The following is a 21,729-nucleotide window of genomic DNA, read 5'->3' on the forward strand; positions in this document are numbered from 1 at the left end:
GGCTGAAAGCGCGCCGAGAACGGCCTCGGTATTTACCGGAGCGGGGAAGACATGGAGAACGGGAAATTTAGAAACCCTGTGCGGTTGGAAATCTCTGATGTGAGCCAAAAAGCCAAAAAACTGGTAATGGCGAAGTCGTCGTGTCACTATTTGGTGCAAATCGATAGTTTGCCCCAAAAAGTTAACGGGACCCGCTGGCATGAAACACCGAAACACTGCTTGCAAGCGTCCGTGTTGAATCACTAACCCGTGGTAGCCACAATGAATCAACCGATCAACGAATTTCAAGAAACGCAGCCCCGCCAAGTGAAATATCGATTACTCGGGTTTTCCAATGCGGCGTTGTTGCTGGCGGCTTGTAACTTTGTTATCTGGTTATTTATTTTATTTCCGATCTATGCCGCTACGGATGGCGTCTCCAACAGCGATGGCTTACGCTTCTTAGTGGTGGCTTTTATCTTGATGGATCTGGTTGGCTTAGCGTTGGCTGCCGTGGCGATGTTTAAGTCGAAACTCCGCAAAACCATGGCTAACTACGGATTTGTAATGAATGTCGCGATGATCGGTTTGAATCTATCGGTATTTCCGTTTTAAAGCTTTGTTGCTTCCGTTAAATATGTTTGTTGATTGAAATCAGTCAATCCTTTGCAGCTATGCCACAATAGGCAGTTGGAATCCTGAGGTTTTGTAAGCGGAGCTTTAAAAAAGCAACTGTATGTGCTTAGGGCAATGAATAGAAATCAAACGGTGGGCATGGGGTGTCTACTGCAGATTTTTCCTTAGCCAGGCTTTTCGTGAATGAACTCCGGTGTACAAAGGATTTCCAGCGTGGTACGTACTCAAAAAATTATTATTAGCGACGGTTTGCTCAGGAGCAAATATGCGAACAGTTAGATCAAAATTAAAAAAAAATCTGGTCATTTTTCTGGTGATGGCTGCTTTTTCTGCTTTTAATCCAGTGCTTGCCGAAACGGCGGGGACTGACGATAAGGATGCTCATCACGAACACAAGAGTATGGATTGGCCAGGGATTTATACTGGCTTAACCCCTTGTGCCGACTGTATCGGCGTGAAAACCACGTTGGCCTTGAACAAAAACGGCAGTTATCTGCTGATGACCCAGTTTTTGGGGAAATCGGAAAGGGAGTTTACTGAAAAGGGCAAATTTGCCCCTGGCGAAAAAGCCAATACTCTGGTTTTGACGCCAAAGAATGGCGCAACTTCCCAGCAATATCTGGTTGAAAAAGATGCGTTGATTCAGTTGGATACTAGCGGCAACCGGTTCACCGGCAAACTTGCTGATCGCTATATTTTGCGTAGAACCAGCGTCACCGATAAGCAGCCTGAACATTCCGGGCATTGATTTAAACCTTAAGCCGGGTGGCCGCGCGCCCTGGCGGCCACCCGGAGATTAGAACTGTTATATCGATTTCTGCTGGTTTTTGCGCCGAAAATAGATAATGGCTAAAAGTACCGTCAAGGCCAACGCGCCAAGCATGAAACGCGGTTCCACGACCTTCACCGAATGATTTTCGTCTTTAAATTTGAACTTGGCGAGTACGCCCAACGCGGGGTCGGTAATGTCAATAGCAATCGATTTGGCGGCAAGATTTAAAAATTGCACTTCGCTGCCATCGAACGGTTTGTTGTTGCGGGTATCGTTGCTGACCATGCCAGGATAAAGCGGTGTTTCAGCAAGGTGAGAGACACTCAACTGTTTGGCGATTTCTTGCTCGAGTTCGCGAGTGGTTTTACCGTCGGTTTTGATATGAATCGGTTTTTGGTCGTCTATCTTAATCTCGATTTCGCCTTGTGAGGCGGTGAGGGCTTTTTTCGAGGAAAAGCCGTCCAGATATTCCACATCCGCGCTGAACACCAAATCAAAAGCCACTTGCACGCCGTCGGCGTTGAAATTTTTATCGGCAAGATCGAAACGCAAGCCTTGGTTGCTGTAATCTCTAACCGTTACCGTGGTCAACGAATAGCCGGTTTTGTTGGCGATGATTAATTCTGCTTGTTCCGGCGGTTGGGTAATAGTGATGCCGCGCCAATTCGGATCGAGCTGAATCATGCCGTCTTTCATTGATGTAAGTAGTTTTTTGGTGACCGCGTGAGCCTGTGTCGGATCATCAAACTTGTGTGCATTCAGAAAGCTCAAACCGGTAGAGCGATATAGCTCCCCATCGTCGATACGCCATTCCGCCGTGTATGAAAACAGCGAATCGCTGGTTCTGCGAGGCATGCTGGTATGAATGCGCAATTTATCCTGCTCTGCCGGCGTGGTGAGTGCAAAGGCTGATTGGACAAAAACACCGGACGAACAGAATGTCAGAATGATGGCGAGAGTCGTTCGTTTCATCGTGGTTCCAAGCAAAAAGAAAATTACGTTAGCATAATGCGGCGTAAATGACACAACCTTTGATTAGTCGGACCTTAACGCCACTAATTTGTAGCGTTTGCCAGTGCTGATAATTTGCGGAAAACTAGACTGTGCTTCCTGATGTTTGATCCGAAAAGGAGGCGGTTTATGTGTTCGGGAACCAATAAAATTCACCGCTTGAAATAAATTTTCAAGCAAAAAATAGGGATATTGAGGCCGGCAAACACCACGTAGCAAGCGCTCGAATATATGTTCTGTACTACAATCCCAGTGCGCTGGGCGGCTGGGTGCTGAATCAGGCTGTTTTAAGTCAATAAGTTGCCAGCAGGGTATCGGTAAAATCCGAAGAGGGTAGAAGTGGACGAATCGATAGGGAGTATAAATAGTGGGAACTAGAATTTTTCCGCCCGGTAAATTGTTCAAAAAATTAATAGATTAATAAGGAAATGCCGTTATGACATTAGATTCTCATGCTGCTAAATTAAAAGAAATGGCGGAGAAAATTATAGATTTTACGCCTCAAGAAATCAGTAGTATTACGCCGGAAGAAATTCAGCGTTTATTTTATGATTTACAAGTTTACCAAATTGAATTGCAAATGCAGAATGAAGAGCTGCAAAAAGCGCAATTTGAGTTATCCCGCCTAAATAATAAGTTAAATTTTACTTACCATTGCGTTCCGGTGGGTATTATCACCCTAGATTATCAAGGTTTTATAGAGCAAGCAAATCATACGTTTGCAGATATGTTGGGTTATAAAGCCAGTAAATTGCAGAAAACCCATTTTTCCAAGCTAATCTTCGAAGAAGATAAAAATATATTTATTCACCGTTTTGATGCTTTTTTCAAAGCGCCAGCCCATAAAAGTTTGCAGTTGCGTTTGCAAGGCGATAAGAATTTGGCTTTTCCTGCTTTGATTAAAGGTAATGCGGATGACGGTAGCGATACAGCAGGCGAATCGTTTGATTTGAAAGCGCGTAAATTAGTCGTGACTATCACAAATATTAGCGACGTGATCACCGACGCAAATAAGGCTTGATTTTTTTTATCGCCGCGTGAAGGGTAATGTTGTCCAGAGGCTTTATTGATTTAAACGATTGATATTAAATAACATGGTTTTATGGATAATCAAAACACTGTAAAAGTGCCGCCGCAGTATATTGTCGGGATCGGTGCTTCGGCCGGAGGCTTGGAAGCGATTGAGGCATTTTTCAAGAATATGCCTGCGAATAGCGGTTTGTCGTTTGTGGTGATTCAGCATTTGTCACCACAGTATAAAAGTTTGATGGCTGAACTATTGTCCAAACATACCGCCATGCCGGTAAAGCGCATTGAGGACGGTATGAAAATCGAGCGCAACACCGTCTACTTGATTCCGCCCCGGAAAAACGTCACGGTGTTTCACAACCAGCTATTGCTGGCCGAGCAAGATCCCAGCAAAGGGATTAATCTGCCGATCGATATATTTTTGCGCTCCTTGAGCGAGGACGCCAGAGAGCTGGCGGTAGGTATCATTTTGTCCGGCACCGGCAGTGATGGCACACGCGGTATTCGTGCCATCAAAGAATTCGGCGGCATGGTGATGGTGCAAGACGAAAATTCCGCCAAATTCGACGGCATGCCCAAGAATGCTTTTGCTACGGGTTTGGCGGATTTTAGTTTGCCGCCGGAGAAGATGCCCGGTCAGTTGTTGGCGTTTGTTAAGCATCCCTATGCCACCTTACAGGAAAAAAATATCGTCTCGTCTGACGACAGTGACATCACGCGGATTTTTTCAATCCTTAGAGAAAAGTGCAAAATCGATTTTACCTTTTATAAACCCAATACGGTAGTTAGACGCATTGAACGGCGTATATCGATCAATCACTTAAAAGATATATCCGAGTATTTAAACTTGTTGCAAACAAATCCTCATGAAGTTTTAGTGTTATTTCAGGAGTTGTTGATAGGGGTTACCAGTTTTTTTCGCGACGAGCACGTATTTGACGATATTCGTGAGCATTGGTTAAAAAAAGTTGTCAAGTTATTGCAAGAAGATGAGTTGCGAGTTTGGGTGACCGCATGTTCAACCGGTGAGGAAGCTTATTCCTTGGCGATGTTGTTATCGGAATATCGGGAGTATTCAGGACATTATTTTCGCGTGAAGATTTTTGCGACCGATGTCGATCTAACAGCCATTGAGAAAGCCAGTAACGGTAAATATCCGGAAAGTATTATTGCAGATATTCCGCCCAAGCTCCTGTCGAAATACTTTATTCGCCGGGAAGATTATTTTCAGGTCAGTCAAAAAATTCGGGAAATGGTGGTGTTTGCTCAGCATAACCTGATTAAAGATCCGCCGTTTACCAATATTCATATTCTCAGCTGTCGAAACGTGTTGATTTACTTGCAACCTGTTTTACAGAAGAAAATATTGGAGTTATTCAACTTTTCTCTGGTAAAGGAAGGTTTGTTGGTGTTGGGTACCAGTGAAACGATAGGCGATATGGGTGAGTATTTCGATGTGGCAAGTGCTAAATCAAAACTATATCGCTCCAAAGGCAAATATAAATCCTTGGGTTTTACTGCGTCCCCCAGTGCTTTAATGACTTACGCGCCGTATCCGAGTTCGGTGCGCTCCTCGAATGCGCTTAGTGGTCAGGAAGAAAGAGTATTGGACCGGTTCATCAGGGCAATATCGAATGATGTCTTGCCATTTACGATGATAATTAATGAGAATATGGAAATATCCCATATTTTCGGCGATTCTAAAGATTATTTGAGTTATCCCAGCGGTAAACTGGTGAGTAATGTCAGTAAAATTGTTAAAAAAGATTTATCCATACCCATTTCCACAGGTATTCAAAAAGCCTTAAAAGCGAATAACGAAATTGTGTTGTCCAATATTCGGGTCAGAGAGCAGGACAGTTTGCGGACGTTTAGACTGCAATTTAAACCCCTGCCGGGCAAGAAGGGCCAAGAAATCTTAGTGGCGGCGATGATTACTGAGACGGTGGATCCTTCTTGTTTTAGCGAGACGGAAACCCTGATCTACGATGTCAATTTAGACGCCAAACAGCGCATCATCGATCTGGAGCAAGAATTACAGTTTACCCGCGAAAACCTGCAAGCCACCGTGGAAGAATTGGAGACCTCCAACGAAGAACTGCAAGCTACCAACGAAGAGTTATTGGCAAGTAATGAGGAATTGCAGAGTACTAATGAGGAATTGCAATCGGTCAACGAAGAGCTTTACACCGTCAATGCCGAACACCAGGGCAAGATAGTCGAGCTGACCTTACTGAATAACGATTTGGATAACTTATTCAATAGCACCAATATCGCTACGCTGTTTTTAGACGAGAATCTGGATATCAGGCGATTTACTCCGAAACTACAGTCGATATTCCATATTTTGGAAACCGATCTCGGGCGGCCGTTTTATCACTTGACGCATACGATCAAAGATCTGGATGTCATCGCTGTCGTTAAAGGTGTCAACGATCAACACAACTGTTTCGATCAGGAAATTCAACTTGAAAACGGTACCTGGTATCTATTGCGGGTGATTCCCTACGTAGTTTCAGCCAAAGTCAATGCCGGCGTTATTTTGACTTTTGTGGACATCAATCAGCTGAAAAGCGCGCAATTGGAATTGCATAAGCGTGAGGAGCAAGAAACGCTAAGGTTGGCCAAATTTGTACAGTTCTCCAACGATGCGATTACCTTGCTCGAACCGGACGGTACCATCGTGACGTGGAATCATGCTGCCGAGAAACTGTATGGCTGGTCGGCGCATGAAGCGCTGGGGATGAATTTTTACAATCTGATTCCGGACGACGAAAAGCATTTTGCCAAGCAAGGTTTAAGCAACCTGAAAGTGGGTAACACCTTGCCGTCGTTTCAGGCCAAGCGGCTGAGCAAATACGGTAAGGTGGTGCACGTTTCGGCGTCGGCTTGTATGTTCCAGGCCGAGAACTCGGCCAGGGAGTTAATCGCGTTAACCGAGCGCGATTACGTTCACCAGCACCAAGTCGAAAAACAGGAATGTTTAAATTGTTTGCAAAAGCTGGCCACGATAGTGATGGACACCGATGAAGCGATCATTCTGTTTGAAGTGTCAGGGAAGATTACCGCTTGGAATAAAGGCGCCGAAATCTTATACGGCTGGGATAGCTTGGACGCCGCCAGCATGACGTTTGCCGAGATCGTCTCTGACGATGAAAGGGGCATTACCCAACAACTGATTCAGGAATTGATCCTTGCTGGCGGCGTGAAAAGTATTAAGACCAAACGTATCACCAAGGATCAGAAAATTATCCCGGTGCGTATGCATGCCACGGTGCTGGGAAATCGTTCAGGCGAAGCCTTGTTGATTGTCAGCAGCGAAAAGGCGGTGCATTGAGCGAGTGCGCTATGCCGTGTTGCGGTCAAGGCGAGATTTCAGCGAGGGATTGCTCCACAGCCGATAATTCAGCCGGGGTGTTGATGTTGACGAAGATGTGCGGTGAGTCGCGGAAATCGACCTTGACCACTGCATGCCGATGAAACCATGTCTGTAACTTGCGCTCACCGCTACCGAGATAGCTCTGTAAATCTGTTTGCAAGTTGGTTTTCAGCGCGGCGAAAACCGGGTGTAAGCGTTCGCCGTCAAATGCCACGGCGATGTCAGCATCCTGGCTTATTAATGCGTCGAGCAAGCGTTGCAAATGCATGCTTGCAACCAACGGTGAGTCGCACGGCGCTACCAGTAATATCGGATGCTGAGCGGTCTGCATCGCCGCCAATACGCCGGCCAGCGGTCCGTCAAAGCTGAGTTCGGCATCGCTGATGACCGGATAATTGAATTGCCGGTATTGGTCTTGATGGCGATTAGCACTGACGAATAACTCGTTGACTAATGGGTTCATGGCGGCCAGCGCATAACTCACCAAGGGCCGGTTATGGCATATCAACAAGCCCTTGTCCTGGCCCTGCATGCGCCGAGCCATACCGCCCGCCAGCACTACGCCGCTCACTTTGTTTTGCCCGTTCATGATGGTAAGCTTTGCCGATGTTTAAAAGAGTCGTCATTTTCGCAAGCCTGCCGTTGATTGCAAGTTGTGCCGCGCAGTCTGTGCATACCGAAGAAGTGACGTATTACCAGGTGGAAACCAGCAAACCCTACGACGAAGTATTGACCGAACTGGAAGTAGCGATTGCCGAACATAACTTTCGCATTACCGGCCACAGTCGGGTGGGGAAGGTCATCCGCGACAGAGGGGCCACGAACTTTCCGGAATACGATACGGTACAGTTTTGCAATCTGACGTTGGCAAAAGTAGTGCTGGAAATCACCCCGCACGCGATAGGCTATATGCCCTGCAATGTGGTGACCTATCAATTCGAAGGTAAAACCATCGTCAGGACGCATTTGTTACCGGAAGATACGGGCAACCCCGCCTTGAATAAATTTGCCAAGGAAATGAACCCGCAATTACGACAGATTGTCGACTTCGCCGCCGAGCAATAATTTAATATCCCTATAACGAAAAAACGAGCACCATGACAAAATCATTCTTCGCTACTCTCGCTGTTGTAACGCTGTTAAGTGGTTGCGCCGCTACCCAGGAACATTCAAAACCGGACGCCGCTGCCGGCGAGCCTGCGGTTTTGGTCAATGATTATCCCACCCGCGACCGCGTCGAATACGTGCTGGAATGTGTGGCTAAGCACGGCGGCCTAACCTATATCAGCCAATACGCTTGCGGTTGCAAAATCGACAAAATCGCCGAAAAACTCAGCTTCGAGGAATACGAATCGGCCAAAACCTTTACCCAGATGCAAAAAACCCCAGGCGAAGCCGGCGCGGCGTTTCGCGATCCCAAACAATCGAAGGATTTGCGCACCAAGCTGAAAGACGCTGATGCCGAGGCGGAAAAAGCCTGTTTCGTTAAATAATCCCTGTTGGTCATGACGGCGCCAGCCAGGTGTCGTCATGGTTCATGTCTTTTCCGTAAAACCTTTGCCATGAGTAGTTTGGCGTTCGACTCAATTGATCTTACCGTTATGCCCAACGCCGAGTTTTTTCTTACCTACCCCAAATACAAACTGGCGATACTGGCCTTGTTGACGTTGAATATCGGCATATACGCAGCGGTCGATACGCTGACGACGGCGGTTGATGCGCTGACCTGGGTGATATTGTTGGTGATGTTCGAGCTGGAAACCGTCGAGGCCTCGCCATTCAACGAGCGTACCTTGCACGCAGTGCGGAATGTATTGATTGTGGTGATTGCGCTGGTGTTCGGCAGCTACGTCCGCGATAACGAATGGCTGGATGTGGTCAACTCCTTGCTTTGGTTTGGATTGATCGTGTTGCTCGAGTTGGAAGTGCGCTGGCCGGCTTTGGTGGAGCGGCACCGGCAGGCGTTTTGGTTGGTCACCGTGCTGGTATTTATCGGCTTGATCGGTATGGTTGTGGCTTGGCTGATGCAGTCAGAATGGCTGGATGCTTACGATGCGTTGCTGTGGATCACTGCATTCGGTGTAATTGAAGTTGATATCTTTCACTTCCTGAAGTTAACTCGCGATTAACCGCATTTTCAACTGCTTCCTCGGCATGGGCAAAACGGTTTTATGGCTTATTTTGGTTGTGCCCTTGCTGCTGAAAGGGTGGTATGTCGATAATTTTATTTATCACTATACCGGCACCCGTTTTCTGGGATTTACTCAGGTTTTATGTAATGACGCGCTGATTTATGGCGGTATTTTTATATTGCTGTATTTTTCGTTTCTGCCGACTATCATGCGTGGGCTGGCAGCAATATTACGTTTGGCGGCTTTGTTGTTGTTTGCGCTTTATATTATCGATTACGCCATTATCGTTAATTTTAATACCCATTTGGCTTTGGGTGACGCAATAAAATATGCGGATTATTCGTATAAATATATTCAGCAAATTTATGGATTAAGCGATTTTGGTATGCTTGGGCTTAGCGCATTAGTCTTGGCTGTACCGTTATATTTTTCGTGGGTAAGGTTTAAATCCATAAATCCCTATATCAAAAAGTGGCCCTTCTGCTTAATTCTCGGTTTACCGTTGGCCGCGGCGTTTGCCGATAATGAAAAATACGCCCATGCCTGGATTTATAAAAATGTCATTGATTATAACTTAACCATATTATCCGAGGCTGCGCCGTATAGCGCCGCCTATGTCGATAACTTCAGTTTTCAAGAGCATATAGACTGCCAAACTCAGCCGGTAGACACTAAGAATATTATTATTTTGATGGTGGAGTCCCTTTCCGCTTATCAAAGCCGGTTTTTCTCCGGCATCCACGATTGGACGCCCAATCTGGATGAAATTGCTCGCCAACATCAAGCGTTCAAGAATTTTTACGCCAACGGTTTTATCACCGAAGATGGCGAAGTCGCGCTGCTGACGGGCTTGCAGCCGCTCTATCCGCCCTCCAGTTACACCGACGACGGCGGTACGTCGTTTTATAGTTTTTATAATATAAAAAATTCCCTGCCCAATATCCTTAAAAAGCACGGTTATAAAACCGAATTTTTAACGACTGCAGATTTGGAGTTTGGTAATACCGGAGTCTGGGCAAAAAGTGTGGGGTTTGATTATGTCGAAGGCCACGACCAGCCGGAGTACGATAAGTGGGAACGGTTTCATTTTGAGGCCGCGCCGGATGAGGCCTTATATTTAAGAGCCTTGGACAGGATAGAGAAAAATAAGAGAAATAATTTTTTGCTGTTTATCAAAACGGTTAGCAGCCATCATCCCTATATTAATCCCGAGACTAAGGAAAAATCCGAATCGGCAGCCATTACCTATACCGATAAGCAAATAGGCCGGTTTTATCGAGAGCTACAAAATAACGGTTTTTTCAAGAATGGTCTCTTGGTTATTGTCGGCGACCATCATTCGATGACGCCCTTAAAAAAAGCCGAAGTTGAGTTATATGGCCAGTATAAAGCGTCGGCCAAAGTGCCTTTAGTGATTGCCCATGGTGATCAGTCGGCAAGCGTGGAAAACAATCAATATCAACAAATAGATGTTTTTAATACTTTGCAGGGCTTGGCGGCGGGCAAACAATGTTATTCGGATTGGAACGGGATATTGTTCGGCGCAGCAAAAACCTCGCCCAAATACATCATTCATCGGCGCGGCGACAACCGGGATATGGTTAGTGTATTTGCCGAAAACCAAGACTATCTGGTGAAACTGGATGGTGACAATACTCGCGTAATCAGCAAGCTACCGGCGGAACAGGATTTCAGACAGTTGGTGGTCGATAAGGTTAACGCGCTGCGGATAGCGCGGGCGAAGTGGGCGTTGACACAATCCGCCGAAAAGTCAGATTGATCCGGGCTTGCTTGGCTTGGCGAGTTTTGGGAAGTTCGTGGCGCCAATGGTGCTGCAACTCGCCGGCCATGATCAGCAAATCGCCGTGCCTTAGCTCGATATCCAGCACCGTGCAGCTGCGGGCGTGTCGAAAGCGCAGCAATCGCGTCTCGCCGAAACTCAGTGAAGCAATCAGCGGGTTCGCTCCCAGCTCTTTTTCATTATCGGCATGGCAGCCCATCGAGTCCCGGCCGTCGCGATACAGATTCGCGAGGACGCTATTGAAAGACTGCTGGCAAACGGTTTCGACGTCGCTTCGTATGGATTGTAGCTCGCTGGTCCAGGGCAAGGGTTGGTGATCAACCCCGGAATAGCGGTAGTCGGCACCTGGGTCGCCGTACCAGGCCATCAATCGCGGTACCGGCACCCAACGCCCGAAAAGTTGGATTTGCTCGGTTTGCCAGGCCAGGTTTTGCAATAAGCTGTGCAAATAACTGTCTGCAATGCCGGTTGGGTAGAAAGCAGGCAGTAGATATAACTCGCCATCACGGGTCGCCAGATTTTGGTAGTTGATGTTTAAGCTCGATGTCATCGCAGTACCCGTCTTCGCTGGCTCGGGGATTTTAGCCGCCGAACCAGATAATCCGGTAAATGAGTCGGATTTAATGCACCAACAATATAATCAACTGCGCGGCAATGATCCGCAGAATCATGACCAACGGGTATACGGTCGCATAGGCCATCGACACAGCCGCTGCCGGGCTGAGGTTATTGGCGAACGCCAACGCGGGGGGGTCGGTCATGCTGCCGGCCAGCAAGCCGCAAAGCGTCAGGAAGTTGAGTTTATAGACTATCCGGCCCACGGCGGCGATGATCAGGAGCGGAAGTAAGGTGATCATCGCCGCGCAGGCCATCCAGTAAAAACCGTCGCCTTTTACCAACGTCTCGACGAATTGATCGCCGGAGTGTAAACCGACGCAGGCCAGGAACAACACAATGCCGATGTCTTTTAAAATGATGTTGGAGCTTTTCGGTAAATGCCAGGTCATCGTGCCCCAATTACCCACCCGGCTGAGCATAATCGCCACCAAGAGCGGCCCGCCGGCCATACCCAGCTTTACCGCGGAAGGAATGCCGGGTAAATACATCGGCAGACTGCCCAGCAAAACTCCCAGCGAGATGCCGATAAAAATCGGCATGATCTGCGGATGGTTGAGTTCTTCCAGCGAGTTACCCAGGGCTTTTTCGATACTGTTTAACGCTTCCTGATGACCCACCACATTCAGCTCGTCACCGAAGTGGACATGCACATTGCTGGTAGGCGAGAACTCGACATCAGGCCGATGAATTCGGGAAATGGTGACGCCGTAAAGCATGCACAGATTGCCGACGGTTTGATTGATCGCGGATTTGTTGGTGACTACCAATCGTCTGCTTTGCAAATTGGTGGCAATTTGTTTTAGATCGATATCCGACTCCGGACCGATCAGAATTTTCAGTTGTTCCAAAGGTTCACGTTCGCCGACTAGGCGGATGGTGTCGCCAATTGCCAGGCGGCTTTCCTGGCCAGCAACATCGACGGCACCGTTATGCAGAATCCGGGTCATAACGACGTTCATGCCTTCGAAAAACGGAATTTGGCTCAGCGTTAAACCGTTCAGATTAGGGTTTTCCACCCGCAAATCCTTCCAGATCGGTACATGGGTGTCTTGCTGTTGTTGGTCGGCAAAGCTTTTGGCTTCGTCGGCTATATCGACTTTAAACAAGCGTTTGTTTAGTAGCATGGCCAGAATGATGCCGGCGATACCGAATGGGTAGGCCACCGCATAGCCCAAGCCCGGCATTTTCAAGGTTTCGCTGTCGATGCCGGCAATCCCGCCCAGTACTTGCTGGGCGGCGGCCAGCGATGGGGTATTGGTGGTGGCGCCGGAAAACAGGCCCACCGCTACCGGCATCGGAATCTCGCCGACAATGCTGATCAAGACCGTGATCAATGCGCCCAATAGCACAATCGCGGCGGCCATGCCGTTCAGCCGCAAGCCGTAACGAAAAAACGAGCTGACAAAGCTGGGGCCGACTTGCAAACCAATCGCGTAAACGAAGAGTACCAAGCCGAATTCTCGCAAGAAATGCATCACTTCCGGATTAATGCTCAGTTGGAAATGCCCGAATAGCAGTCCGGAAAACAGCACGCCGGCGATGCCCAGTTGAATACCGGCCAGCGCTACTCTGCCCAACACCAGGCCGCTTGCCACTACCAGGCTGATAATTAGTAGTGTGTGCGGCACGGAATCTTGATTAAAAAGCGATAGCAACCACGACATGGCCTATTCCTTTGGTTCGAGTGGGTTGAAGGGATTTAGGTTTGCTTAGTCAATGTCGCCTGACTATGATGCAGAAGCCTGATAGCGCATTATGTGGTCAGGATTGTACAACAAGCCAACCAAGGGTGATTCCGATGAATAATAAATATCATAAAATGAAATATATCGTCATGCTGGGGCTGTTTGCCGCAGGCGTCAATGCAGCGGATATCGAAGCAGGCAAGGCGAAAGCGGCGGCCTGCCAAGGTTGCCACGGTGCGGCCGGCGTCAGTAGCAGCCCGTTATGGCCCAGTCTGGCGGGGCAGAGCGCGGTGTATATCGAGAGTCAGCTGAATAAATTCCGCAACGGTCAGCGTGATAACGAGGTGATGAAGCCGTTGGCTTCAGGCTTGAGCGACACCGACATTCAAAATATTTCTGCGTATTACGCCAGCTTGCACGGCAAATCGGCCGGTAGCAGCGACGCCAATTTGGTTAAGCAGGGTAAAGACAAAGCCGCTATGTGTCTGGGTTGCCACGGCAACAATGCGCAAGGTATGGGTATGGTGCCGAAACTGGCCGGACAGCATCCGCAATATTTAGCCAAACAGCTAACCGATTTCAAAAAAGGCGCGCGCAAGGCCCCGCAAATGAATGCTCTGGCACAATCGCTTAGCGAAGACGACATCAAGGCGGTGGCCGCTTATTTGGGGTCCTTGTAAATTATTTGATATTCCGCATCGTTGAGAGTACCTAACGATGCGGTTGTTTTGTTGAATGATTCGGCTAACCTTATGTACATAGTTCTTCAAATCCCGCAATCCAAGCGCATAGCAAATTAACAGTGTGATGAAATTAAAGGGTCCGATACGGATTGGCTTGTTGGCTTGCGCCTCCGGGTCTGCGCTAGCCGATGCGTTGTCATCCGATGTGTCCTGGTCGGTGATTGGGCGTAATGTCACGATTACTCAGCCGTTCTTTGCCGGCGCAGACAGGGGGAGTTTTGCCGGAAATTCGGCAACGGTAGGTTCGGGGGCCACCGTTAATTTGGCGGGTGGTTACAGCATCCAGGAAGGCGACACCAGTTACTGCCCAGGCTGCATTATCCAGCTTTATACCGCTTGGATTGCCCCGGCACAGGCTGGCTCGGCCGGGTTTTACTCCGGTGGAATCGGTCCCGGTTTCGGTAGCCTGAGCGGATCGTTTTCCGGTCAACTCACGGCCCCTAAAACGCCGGGGACTTACTTTATCGGTCTTGGCGCAACGCTGGACTATGTTTACCAACCGAATACTGCCGGCGGGTTTGGGAAAGACCAGAATGGCATATCCGGTTTCGCGCCTTTTCAGGTAACTGTCATACCTATAGCCGTTAGTTCTATTAGCGCGAATGACAGTTTCAGCACTTTGCCCGGTTACTATTACAACACCGGCGGCGATTTCAACAACTATGGCACATTAGTCAATAACAGCGCCACGTTCAGTCATGGCTCAGGCGTTTTCGCCAATTTCGGCGCCATCAACAACCAAGGTGTAATCGAGAACGCCGGACAGATGGTCAATAGCGGCAGCATCGACAATGTAACGGGAAATACGCTGACAAACGCCGGCGCACTGGTCAATCAGGGAAATTTCGGCAACGCCGGGCAACTGAGTAACCAAGGTACTTTCAGCAATCACGGCGTGCTGAACAATACCGGCACTATAAGCAATACCGGCCAATTCAATCTGGCGCAAACCGGTCTAATTACCGGGACCGGCGATTTCTATAACAGCGGGCAAGGGCGCGTCGATATTTCCGGTAACAACACGCATCGGTTTGATGGCAATGTCAGTAACGACGGTGTTTTCAGAACGGTAAATACCTCGGTAGCGTTTACCGGTAACTTCACGAATAACGGCCGCTATGAGAGCGACCCGTCGATCAACCAATTCAACAATCTGTCCATAGGTGCCAGCGGTTATTTGGTGGGCGGTGCCGGCGATGTTTTCATCGTAACCGGCGATTTTATTAATGCCAGCACGCAAAATACCCTGTGGAATACCGCAAATGCCGATCTGGTTTTCAGCGGCCCGAGCGCGACGCAGCATGCGATGAGCTTGGTGGGTAGCGATCAGGGGCAGACCACTGCTGGTGCGGTCAATAATTTTGCCTGGGGTTCTGTAACGGTAGCGAGCGGCAACGGTTTGAGCTTGGTCGATGGCAATAGCACGCCGGGCGCCGCATTGTATGCCAGTCGACTGGTATTGGCGGATGGCGTGAACCAATTAAGCAGCATTAGCAGCGACTACAACATTTACATCGATCCCAATCTGCCTGAAAACCAATACTTATTGGGAGCGATACGCAGTTTCGGTGGCGGTCGAGGCCAATTGGCACCCTGGAGTCTGCAACCTTTTACGACCGAAACCAGCACCTCACCGGAATTAACCTTTAACCAGCAGACTTTCGCGCCCGCCTTGAACGAGGCTTGCGCGACCCCAAGCGGGATTTTGGCGACCCGGTGCCTGCAACTGCAAGCACTCAGTCCGGAACAGCAAACCACCGCTGTTGCAGCATTAACGCCGGATCAGGTGCCGAGCCAGATGGCCGGGCCGGTGAAATTGGGCGCAACGCGCATGGATGGCCCGTTGACCCGATTGGCGAGCTTACGCGCTGGCGGCGGCGGTGCGCCTTTGTCGGTGAATTTTAACGGGATCCAATTATCCGCCAACCCTGTGGGCTCTCAGGGGCTAGGCGGCGCGGCGGGCGATGACGAGCTGTTCCGTGATTCACCGCTGGGTGTGTTTTTACAAACCCGCTTTAATTTTGCCAATCTGCGCGGTGATGCGTGGGATCGCGGCTTTGATTCGCAAGCGCGCACCGTAACGGGCGGCGCGGATTATCGGCTAAGCGACAAATTGGTGGTTGGTGCGGCATTTAACTACACGCATTCTTCCACCCAATATGCCGATTCGGCCGGCAATATGAGCAGCGATACTTATCTGGGCGCGCTATACGGCAGCTATTATCTGCCCGAGGATATTTATCTGGATTGGGTGGGAAACTACGGCGGTAATGACTATGCCTTTAACCGCCAATACGCCTTTTCCGGATTCGCCGGCCAATCCGCATCCACAACCACCGGCAATCAATACGGTTTTGCATTAAGCAGCGGCAAAGACTTCAATTGGGACGAGTGGGCCATCGGCCCTTATCTGCGTTTAGAGTACCTGGGCATGAACATCGCCCAATACCAGGAGCACAGCGGCAACGGTTTCGACATCATCACCGGCGAGCAAATCAATCATTCTTTCGTCAGCAATCTCGGTACCCAAATCAGTTATGCGCTCAGCACCTCATGGGGCGTATTCACGCCGGCCGTGCGCGTGGAATGGGAGCATCAATACCTCAACGACAATCGGCTGATTCACATGCGCTTGGCTCAGGCCGAGCCGGGGCAGGGTAATTTTACGATTCAAACCGGCGAGCCCGACCGCGATTATGTCAACCTCGGCGGTTCGCTCAGCGCTACATTGCCCAATGGCGGCTCAGGGTTCGTGCGTTATGAGACCCGCTTGGGCCAAACCAATATTTCCGACCACATTCTCGAAGCGGGCTTGCGGATGACTTTCTAGTTACGCAAGCCCTTCCTGCTGGTTATTGGTAAGGAGGTGGTGGTGGCAAGCCGGGTGGTGGTGGCGGAATGCTGGGTTGTGAGGCTTTGGGCGCCGGCGATTGGTAAGAAAACTGCCCGGATACCGGTACTCTGTGCCCCTTGGCATACATACATTGCACATAGGCATTGTCGTAACCTTGTTGGGTGGCATAGCCGGAGCGTCTTGATTCGCCACTGCCGACGATAGTCCCGGCCACTAATCCCGTGCCCGCGCCGATTGCCGCTCCGCCGCCGCCACCAATAGCGGCGCCGGCGGCCGCTCCCACTGCCGTGCCGACTGCGGCACTGCCGATTTGGCTATCGGTGCTGGCTTGATTCGGTGTGGCCCCCACTTGTCCGGCCGCGTATTGCTGGCATTGGTAGTCGTCTTGGCGAAATTGTTCGAATGATAAGCCGGTGCCGGGCAGCGCCATCACACTCGGGCCTGAAGGCATATGGGCGCAGCCGCTCAAGGCCAGTGCTACGCAGATTCCTGTTATTGGGTTTTTACTGTTCATGTTTGCGGTCTCCTGCTAATTTTGCGGCGTCGGCTCAACTTGTTGCCAGCCATTCGCACAGTCCTTTACATAGGGATAGTAGCCAGCCGGGTCGTTACAGTAATACCAATAGCCTTCTGCTAAAGGGGCGTTCTGAGGCTGGCTGCGCTCGCGCTCGATGTAGACCGGGGGTTGCACCGGTACGGTGATGATTTCCCGCGGGTAATACGGATAAGCCGGGTAGTAAGGATAGGACGGGTAAAACGGTCGGGGATACAGTGGCGCACCAAAGTAGAAGCCAAAACCCGGACGGAAGTGTCCGCCAAAATGCCGGCCGCCGTAATGATGAAACGGGTCGGCGCTCGCGCTTAGCGTCCATGCCGACAGTAAAGCTATCAGCGTGGCTGACAGCCACTTTTTGAGTTTAAACATACTTACCTCTCGTTTGCGTGCCGTATTGGAAACGGGATTTCAATCAGAACACTTAAACCACCTTCCGGTCGGTTGCCAGCGCTGATGCTCCCGCCATGCGCATCGACGGCTCTATGGGCGATGGTGAGTCCCAGGCCGGTGCTGTGCGGTTTTTGCGCTTGACCACTGCGGAAAAACGGCTGAAAAATGGCCGTCAAATCCTGATCGGGTACCCCAGGGCCGTCATCGTCCACCCGTATTCTTAAGTGACGATTAGCGCTATCAAAATCGGCGGCAATGCATACCGTGCCGTCGGCTTTGCAGTGCTGCACGGCGTTACGCAGCACGTTTTCGATAGCGCGATGTAATAGTTCGCTTTGGCATTCGACCTCCACGTCAACATCGCTGAGATACCTCAGTTCGATACGCTTCGGTTCCGCCTCGAAACGCACGTCGGCGACAATGTCGGCCAGTAGGTCGTCGAGATTGAGTGCATCCAGTTTTCCTGGCGCAACGCCCGCTTCCAGCTTGGATAGCATCAATAGTTCGCCGACCAAATCGCTGATGCGTTGCGATTCCCGTTCGATGCGTTCCAGCGTGGCCGGCAATTTTTCCGGTTGTTGTTGAGCCAGGCCGATAGCCGCCTGGATACGCGCCAACGGCGAGCGAAGTTCGTGAGACACATCGTGCAGCAGATGTTGCTGGGCGTTGATTAGCGAGCAGATTTGTTGCGCCATATGGTCAAAGTCACGACCCAGGTCCGCCAATTCGTCGCTCCGTCTACCCATTGCATTGCCGATGCGGGTATTTAGCCGGCCTTGAGCTACAGCGCTTAAAGCGTCGCGCAGGCTGCGAATGGGTTTGGCGAAATACCAGGCCAACAGTCCGCTGAACAGCAGGCTAGCCAAGCTGCCGGAGATTATCGGTAAAATCGGCGTGGGCGGCTCGCGGCGCGGGCGAGGGCCGTGCTCTTCCGGGTTACCGCTCGACGGGGGCGGCCGGTCTCCAAAAAGGGGGCCGTCGAAGCCAAATGCAGGCAGTTCGGGATTGCCCGGAAATGACGGCCTGAACAGGCTGCCAAAACCGTGTTCCGGCAAGGGTACGAAAAGTAGATAACGATGGCCGTCGTCGGCCGCAATCATTTGGATGGCATCCGGGTAGGCGTTTTTTCGCTGTAAGGCTCTGGCCTGCTGCAATACCTCTGTCGCTAAGGGTCTGCCCAGTAATTCCCGATCCGTATCGTCTACCGCGTATATCGGTGGAAAACGGGTGTTTTGCAAGGTCTGAATAAAATCGTGCAAGCCCTTGACGCCGCCATGCGGCAGGGTGCTGGCGGCCAGCTTGACTAGCGAAGCGCGTCTGACATCGACGACATCGGCTGGCTTGGCCGACAGGTTTTGCTGCGCGGAGTGTCTTAGCCAGACGGCGGTACCCACACCGATGCCTGCGGTTAATAGAGCCAGCCAGAAAGCAAAGAAAAACTTCCAAAACAATCTGCCCATCTTATGCCTTGATCATCTGGTAGCCTTGGCCGCGCACGGTCTGAATGTAAGAGCGGCCGTCCGGCTGGCTGCCAAGTTTCTGGCGGATGCTGCTCATATGGACGTCAATGCTACGGTCGAAACGCGCCAGAGGCCTGCCCAGAGCTTTTTCGGAGAGTTCGTTTTTGCTGACCACCCGGCCCACTTGACTGGCTAAGGTTTCCAGCAAATTGAACTCGGTGCTGGTTAGGTCCAGGTCTTGTTCAAACCAGGCAGCTTTGCGTTTTTCCGGCCACAGTTTTAACGGCCCGGCGACAATCGGTCCTGATGACAGACTGGCGGCGGGCTGGGTTCGACGCAAAATTGCCCGGATTCTGGCGACCAGTTCTCTGGGCGTGCAAGGCTTGGGGACGTAATCGTCGGCGCCGGATTCCAAGCCAATGATGCGGTCCACGTCATCGCCCTTGGCGGTGAACATCAGTATCGGCACCCGGCTTTCCAGGCGGATGCGCGTCAATATCTCGGTGCCTTTGATATCCGGCAGCATGATGTCCAAAATGACCAGTTGATATTCGCCGGATAGGGCATGTTGCAGTCCGGAGGCGCCGGTATGGCTGACGTCCACATTAAAACCTTCCTGCGTCAGATACTCTCGGAATAATCCCGCCAGTTCGACGTCGTCATCGATAATTAACACTTTGTGCATGGTTCTCGCTCGTTGGCTGTGTGTTCATCATCATAGCCGCGGCTTCTGCAGACAACCAGCGCGGTTTACCTGATTTTACACAGCACTAACAGCACTTAACCTCTGATTTGAAATACTGGCTACGACGAAATTGAACAAGTTTTGTCCTTGGATTTATCATCGTTTTGTGGAGAGTGTTATGAAAAAATTAGTGTTAGTGCTTGGCTTGTTACCCCTAACTGCAATGGCTGAGCCGCCGCACGGCGGGCACCACGGCGGCGGCAAACCGCCGATGCATAGGTTTGGCGAGGCGGACGGCGAGCAACATTTGCCGAGATTTTTAAAAAATCTTGATCTCAGCGAAAAACAGGAAGCCGATATCAAGAATTTAATGAAAACCCGATTCGGTGACGGACAGGGTCGATTTAAACAAGAGCATGCGCTGCGAGCCGAATTGCACGCTTTGAGTTTTTCCGCTGATTACAATGAGGAACAGGCCAAAGCGTTGCTTGAGAAATCTGCAGCGATGCATCAGCAGATGGCCTTGGAAAAATCCAAGCTGGATCATGACGTGTTTATGCTGTTAACGGCCGCGCAGCAAGAAAAACTGCAAGCCGAAATCGGCAGATTCGAACATTGACTGAACCTGTTGTCCTTACACAGCCCGGTGCAGTGGCTGCTGGCGCCCGGCCAATCCGGATAAGGCGGAATTGGCAATAAATACAGTGTCTTTGTGAAACAGCGGAATCTCGGTGACGCACCAAGTTAGAAAATTGTTAATGACCAAACAGCCATAATTTCGTAAAATCACCTAAGTTTTTATCTATCAGGAACGGGATGAGTCGCAAGATTTATCCCGTTTTCTACATCTAAGGTGGCCAATCTTGAACAAACCTGCATTACTGGTACTAGAAGACGGGACGGCGTTTCACGGCATTTCGATAGGTGCCGACGGCTGTTCCGTGGGAGAAGTGGTTTTTAACACGGCATTGACCGGTTATCAGGAAATTCTCAGCGATCCGTCATACGCACGGCAAATCGTTACATTGACTTATCCGCACATCGGCAATGTCGGTACTAATCCTGAAGACGACGAATCTGTCAAAGTATTTGCCAGTGGTCTGGTGATACGGGATTTGCCTTTGCTGGCCAGCAGCTGGCGTAACGCGAAAACCCTGCCGGAATATCTGCGCGAGCACAACGTGGTGGCGATTGCCGACATCGACACCCGCAAATTAACCCGCTTGCTACGCGACAAAGGTGCGCAACGCGGTTGCATCATGGCCGGTGAGTCGGTTGATTTAGACGCTGCGAAACAGGCCATCGAAGGCTTTCCAGGCTTGAAAGGTATGGATCTGGCGAAGGAAGTGACTACCGCGCAAGCCTATGTCTGGACCGAAAACGTCTGGAAGCTGGGCGAAGGTCATCAACAAGCGCTTGATTTGACCAAGCATGTAGTGGCTTACGATTTCGGTATCAAGCGCAATATCCTGCGGTTGTTGGCCAACCGCGGTTGCAAGGTCACGGTCGTTCCGGCCAAAACGCCCGCCGCCGAAGTGTTATCAATGAATCCGGACGGCGTGTTCCTATCCAATGGCCCCGGTGATCCGGAGCCTTGCACGTATGCCATCGAAGCGATCAAAACCATCCTGGACAAAAAAGTGCCGGTATTCGGTATTTGTTTGGGTCATCAATTATTGGCTTTAGCCAGCGGCGCGAAAACCGAGAAAATGAAATTCGGTCATCACGGCGCCAACCATCCGGTGCAAGAACTGGCAACCGGCCGGGTGATGATCAGCAGCCAAAACCACGGTTTTGCCGCCAGCCCGGATTCTTTGCCCGCCAATCTGAAAGCAACCTATGTATCGCTGTTCGACGGCAGTTTGCAGGGCATCGCCCGCACCGACGTGCCGGCCTTCAGCTTTCAGGGGCATCCGGAAGCCAGCCCCGGTCCGCACGATGTCGAGTCCTTGTTCGACGTTTTTCTGGAAATGATGAACCAGCCTCGTTCCGCTTAAGT

Annotated in this window: 20 protein-coding genes; 12 read left to right on the top strand and 8 right to left on the bottom strand. The window is 50.3% G+C overall.

From position 1 onward, the window contains the following. The first annotated feature begins 261 nt into the window (after nucleotides 1–261). Both CWO84_RS20115 and CWO84_RS20120 read left to right on the top strand, forming a co-directional pair. Entirely contained in the window at nucleotides 262–594 is a 333-nt protein-coding gene (locus tag CWO84_RS20115) for a hypothetical protein (protein WP_101054777.1), read from the top strand. Nucleotides 595–808: 214 nt separating this feature from the next. Further along, nucleotides 809–1,363 carry a copper resistance protein NlpE gene (locus CWO84_RS20120; protein WP_240348051.1) on the top strand — a complete coding sequence of 185 codons (555 nt, stop codon included), beginning with the start codon at nucleotides 809–811 and terminating at the stop codon, nucleotides 1,361–1,363. Nucleotides 1,364–1,420: 57 nt separating this feature from the next. On the opposite strand, the gene CWO84_RS20125 is transcribed toward CWO84_RS20120, so the two are convergent. Next, a complete protein-coding gene (locus CWO84_RS20125; RefSeq protein ID WP_101054783.1) occupies nucleotides 1,421–2,359 on the bottom strand; it encodes a hypothetical protein in 939 nt (312 codons plus the stop codon). Between the two features lie 475 nt (nucleotides 2,360–2,834). On the opposite strand from CWO84_RS20125, the gene CWO84_RS20130 reads away from it, so the two are divergent. Continuing rightward, nucleotides 2,835–3,419 (top strand): PAS domain-containing protein, encoded by a 585-nt coding sequence (locus tag CWO84_RS20130; RefSeq protein ID WP_033155635.1) that lies wholly within the window; start codon nucleotides 2,835–2,837, stop codon nucleotides 3,417–3,419. An 81-nt stretch (nucleotides 3,420–3,500) separates the two neighbouring features. Continuing rightward, entirely contained in the window at nucleotides 3,501–6,764 is a 3,264-nt protein-coding gene (locus CWO84_RS20135) for a chemotaxis protein CheB (protein WP_101054786.1), read from the top strand. Between the two features lie 25 nt (nucleotides 6,765–6,789). Here the strand turns inward: CWO84_RS20135 and mobA are convergent, their stop codons facing one another. After that, nucleotides 6,790–7,395 carry a molybdenum cofactor guanylyltransferase MobA gene (mobA, locus tag CWO84_RS20140; RefSeq protein ID WP_033155633.1) on the bottom strand — a complete coding sequence of 202 codons (606 nt, stop codon included), beginning with the start codon at nucleotides 7,393–7,395 and terminating at the stop codon, nucleotides 6,790–6,792. 17 nt (nucleotides 7,396–7,412) lie between these two features. Between mobA and CWO84_RS20145 the strand changes: the two genes are divergently transcribed. The 4 genes from CWO84_RS20145 (at nucleotide 7,413) to CWO84_RS20160 (ending at nucleotide 10,718) form a co-directional block, all read left to right on the top strand. Continuing rightward, entirely contained in the window at nucleotides 7,413–7,871 is a 459-nt protein-coding gene (locus CWO84_RS20145) for a DUF302 domain-containing protein (protein ID WP_033155632.1), read from the top strand. Nucleotides 7,872–7,903: 32 nt separating this feature from the next. Further along, nucleotides 7,904–8,299 (top strand): hypothetical protein, encoded by a 396-nt coding sequence (locus tag CWO84_RS20150; protein WP_033155631.1) that lies wholly within the window; start codon nucleotides 7,904–7,906, stop codon nucleotides 8,297–8,299. Nucleotides 8,300–8,368: 69 nt separating this feature from the next. Next, the gene (locus CWO84_RS20155) at nucleotides 8,369–8,935 is read left to right on the top strand and encodes a hypothetical protein (protein ID WP_225892888.1); all 567 of its coding nucleotides are present in this window, start codon (nucleotides 8,369–8,371) and stop codon (nucleotides 8,933–8,935) included. Nucleotides 8,936–8,999: 64 nt separating this feature from the next. After that, nucleotides 9,000–10,718 (top strand): LTA synthase family protein, encoded by a 1,719-nt coding sequence (locus CWO84_RS20160; protein WP_165786387.1) that lies wholly within the window; start codon nucleotides 9,000–9,002, stop codon nucleotides 10,716–10,718. On the opposite strand, the gene CWO84_RS20165 is transcribed toward CWO84_RS20160, so the two are convergent. Both CWO84_RS20165 and CWO84_RS20170 read right to left on the bottom strand, forming a co-directional pair. Then, nucleotides 10,654–11,289 carry an alpha-ketoglutarate-dependent dioxygenase AlkB gene (locus tag CWO84_RS20165; protein WP_033155628.1) on the bottom strand — a complete coding sequence of 212 codons (636 nt, stop codon included), beginning with the start codon at nucleotides 11,287–11,289 and terminating at the stop codon, nucleotides 10,654–10,656. The two genes, CWO84_RS20160 and CWO84_RS20165, sit on opposite strands and share 65 nt — an antisense overlap. A gap of 70 nt (nucleotides 11,290–11,359) precedes the next feature. Beyond that, nucleotides 11,360–13,021, bottom strand: a complete 1,662-nt coding sequence (locus CWO84_RS20170) for a putative transporter (RefSeq protein WP_051669687.1) — start codon at nucleotides 13,019–13,021, stop codon at nucleotides 11,360–11,362. Nucleotides 13,022–13,155: 134 nt separating this feature from the next. Here CWO84_RS20170 and CWO84_RS20175 point away from each other — a divergent pair, with 134 nt between their 5' ends. Together CWO84_RS20175 and CWO84_RS20180 are read left to right on the top strand one after the other, a co-directional pair. After that, on the top strand, nucleotides 13,156–13,722 hold the full coding sequence (locus tag CWO84_RS20175) for a c-type cytochrome (RefSeq protein WP_033155627.1): 567 nt from the start codon (nucleotides 13,156–13,158) through the stop codon (nucleotides 13,720–13,722). A gap of 127 nt (nucleotides 13,723–13,849) precedes the next feature. Beyond that, complete coding sequence (locus tag CWO84_RS20180; protein ID WP_033155626.1) at nucleotides 13,850–16,615, top strand: autotransporter outer membrane beta-barrel domain-containing protein; 2,766 nt, start codon at nucleotides 13,850–13,852, stop codon at nucleotides 16,613–16,615. A gap of 22 nt (nucleotides 16,616–16,637) precedes the next feature. Here CWO84_RS20180 and CWO84_RS20185 read toward each other — a convergent pair whose 3' ends face one another. Genes CWO84_RS20185 through CWO84_RS20200 form a run of 4 tightly spaced genes read right to left on the bottom strand, consistent with a single transcriptional unit; the run spans nucleotide 16,638 to nucleotide 19,730 of the window. Beyond that, nucleotides 16,638–17,153 carry a glycine zipper family protein gene (locus CWO84_RS20185; protein WP_033155625.1) on the bottom strand — a complete coding sequence of 172 codons (516 nt, stop codon included), beginning with the start codon at nucleotides 17,151–17,153 and terminating at the stop codon, nucleotides 16,638–16,640. A 15-nt stretch (nucleotides 17,154–17,168) separates the two neighbouring features. After that, nucleotides 17,169–17,564 (bottom strand): hypothetical protein, encoded by a 396-nt coding sequence (locus tag CWO84_RS20190; RefSeq protein ID WP_033155624.1) that lies wholly within the window; start codon nucleotides 17,562–17,564, stop codon nucleotides 17,169–17,171. 2 nt (nucleotides 17,565–17,566) lie between these two features. Continuing rightward, nucleotides 17,567–19,045, bottom strand: coding sequence for an ATP-binding protein (locus CWO84_RS20195; protein ID WP_033155623.1), 1,479 nt, complete (start codon nucleotides 19,043–19,045; stop codon nucleotides 17,567–17,569). A 1-nt stretch (nucleotide 19,046) separates the two neighbouring features. Continuing rightward, complete coding sequence (locus tag CWO84_RS20200; protein ID WP_033155622.1) at nucleotides 19,047–19,730, bottom strand: response regulator transcription factor; 684 nt, start codon at nucleotides 19,728–19,730, stop codon at nucleotides 19,047–19,049. A 178-nt stretch (nucleotides 19,731–19,908) separates the two neighbouring features. On the opposite strand from CWO84_RS20200, the gene CWO84_RS20205 reads away from it, so the two are divergent. Then, nucleotides 19,909–20,349 carry a periplasmic heavy metal sensor gene (locus CWO84_RS20205; RefSeq protein WP_101054789.1) on the top strand — a complete coding sequence of 147 codons (441 nt, stop codon included), beginning with the start codon at nucleotides 19,909–19,911 and terminating at the stop codon, nucleotides 20,347–20,349. Nucleotides 20,350–20,593: 244 nt separating this feature from the next. Continuing rightward, nucleotides 20,594–21,727, top strand: coding sequence for a glutamine-hydrolyzing carbamoyl-phosphate synthase small subunit (carA, locus tag CWO84_RS20210; RefSeq protein ID WP_101054792.1), 1,134 nt, complete (start codon nucleotides 20,594–20,596; stop codon nucleotides 21,725–21,727). The last annotated feature ends 2 nt before the right edge of the window (nucleotides 21,728–21,729 follow it).

The organism is Methylomonas sp. Kb3, assembly GCF_002834115.1.
Classification (GTDB): Bacteria; Pseudomonadota; Gammaproteobacteria; order Methylococcales; family Methylomonadaceae; genus Methylomonas; species Methylomonas defluvii.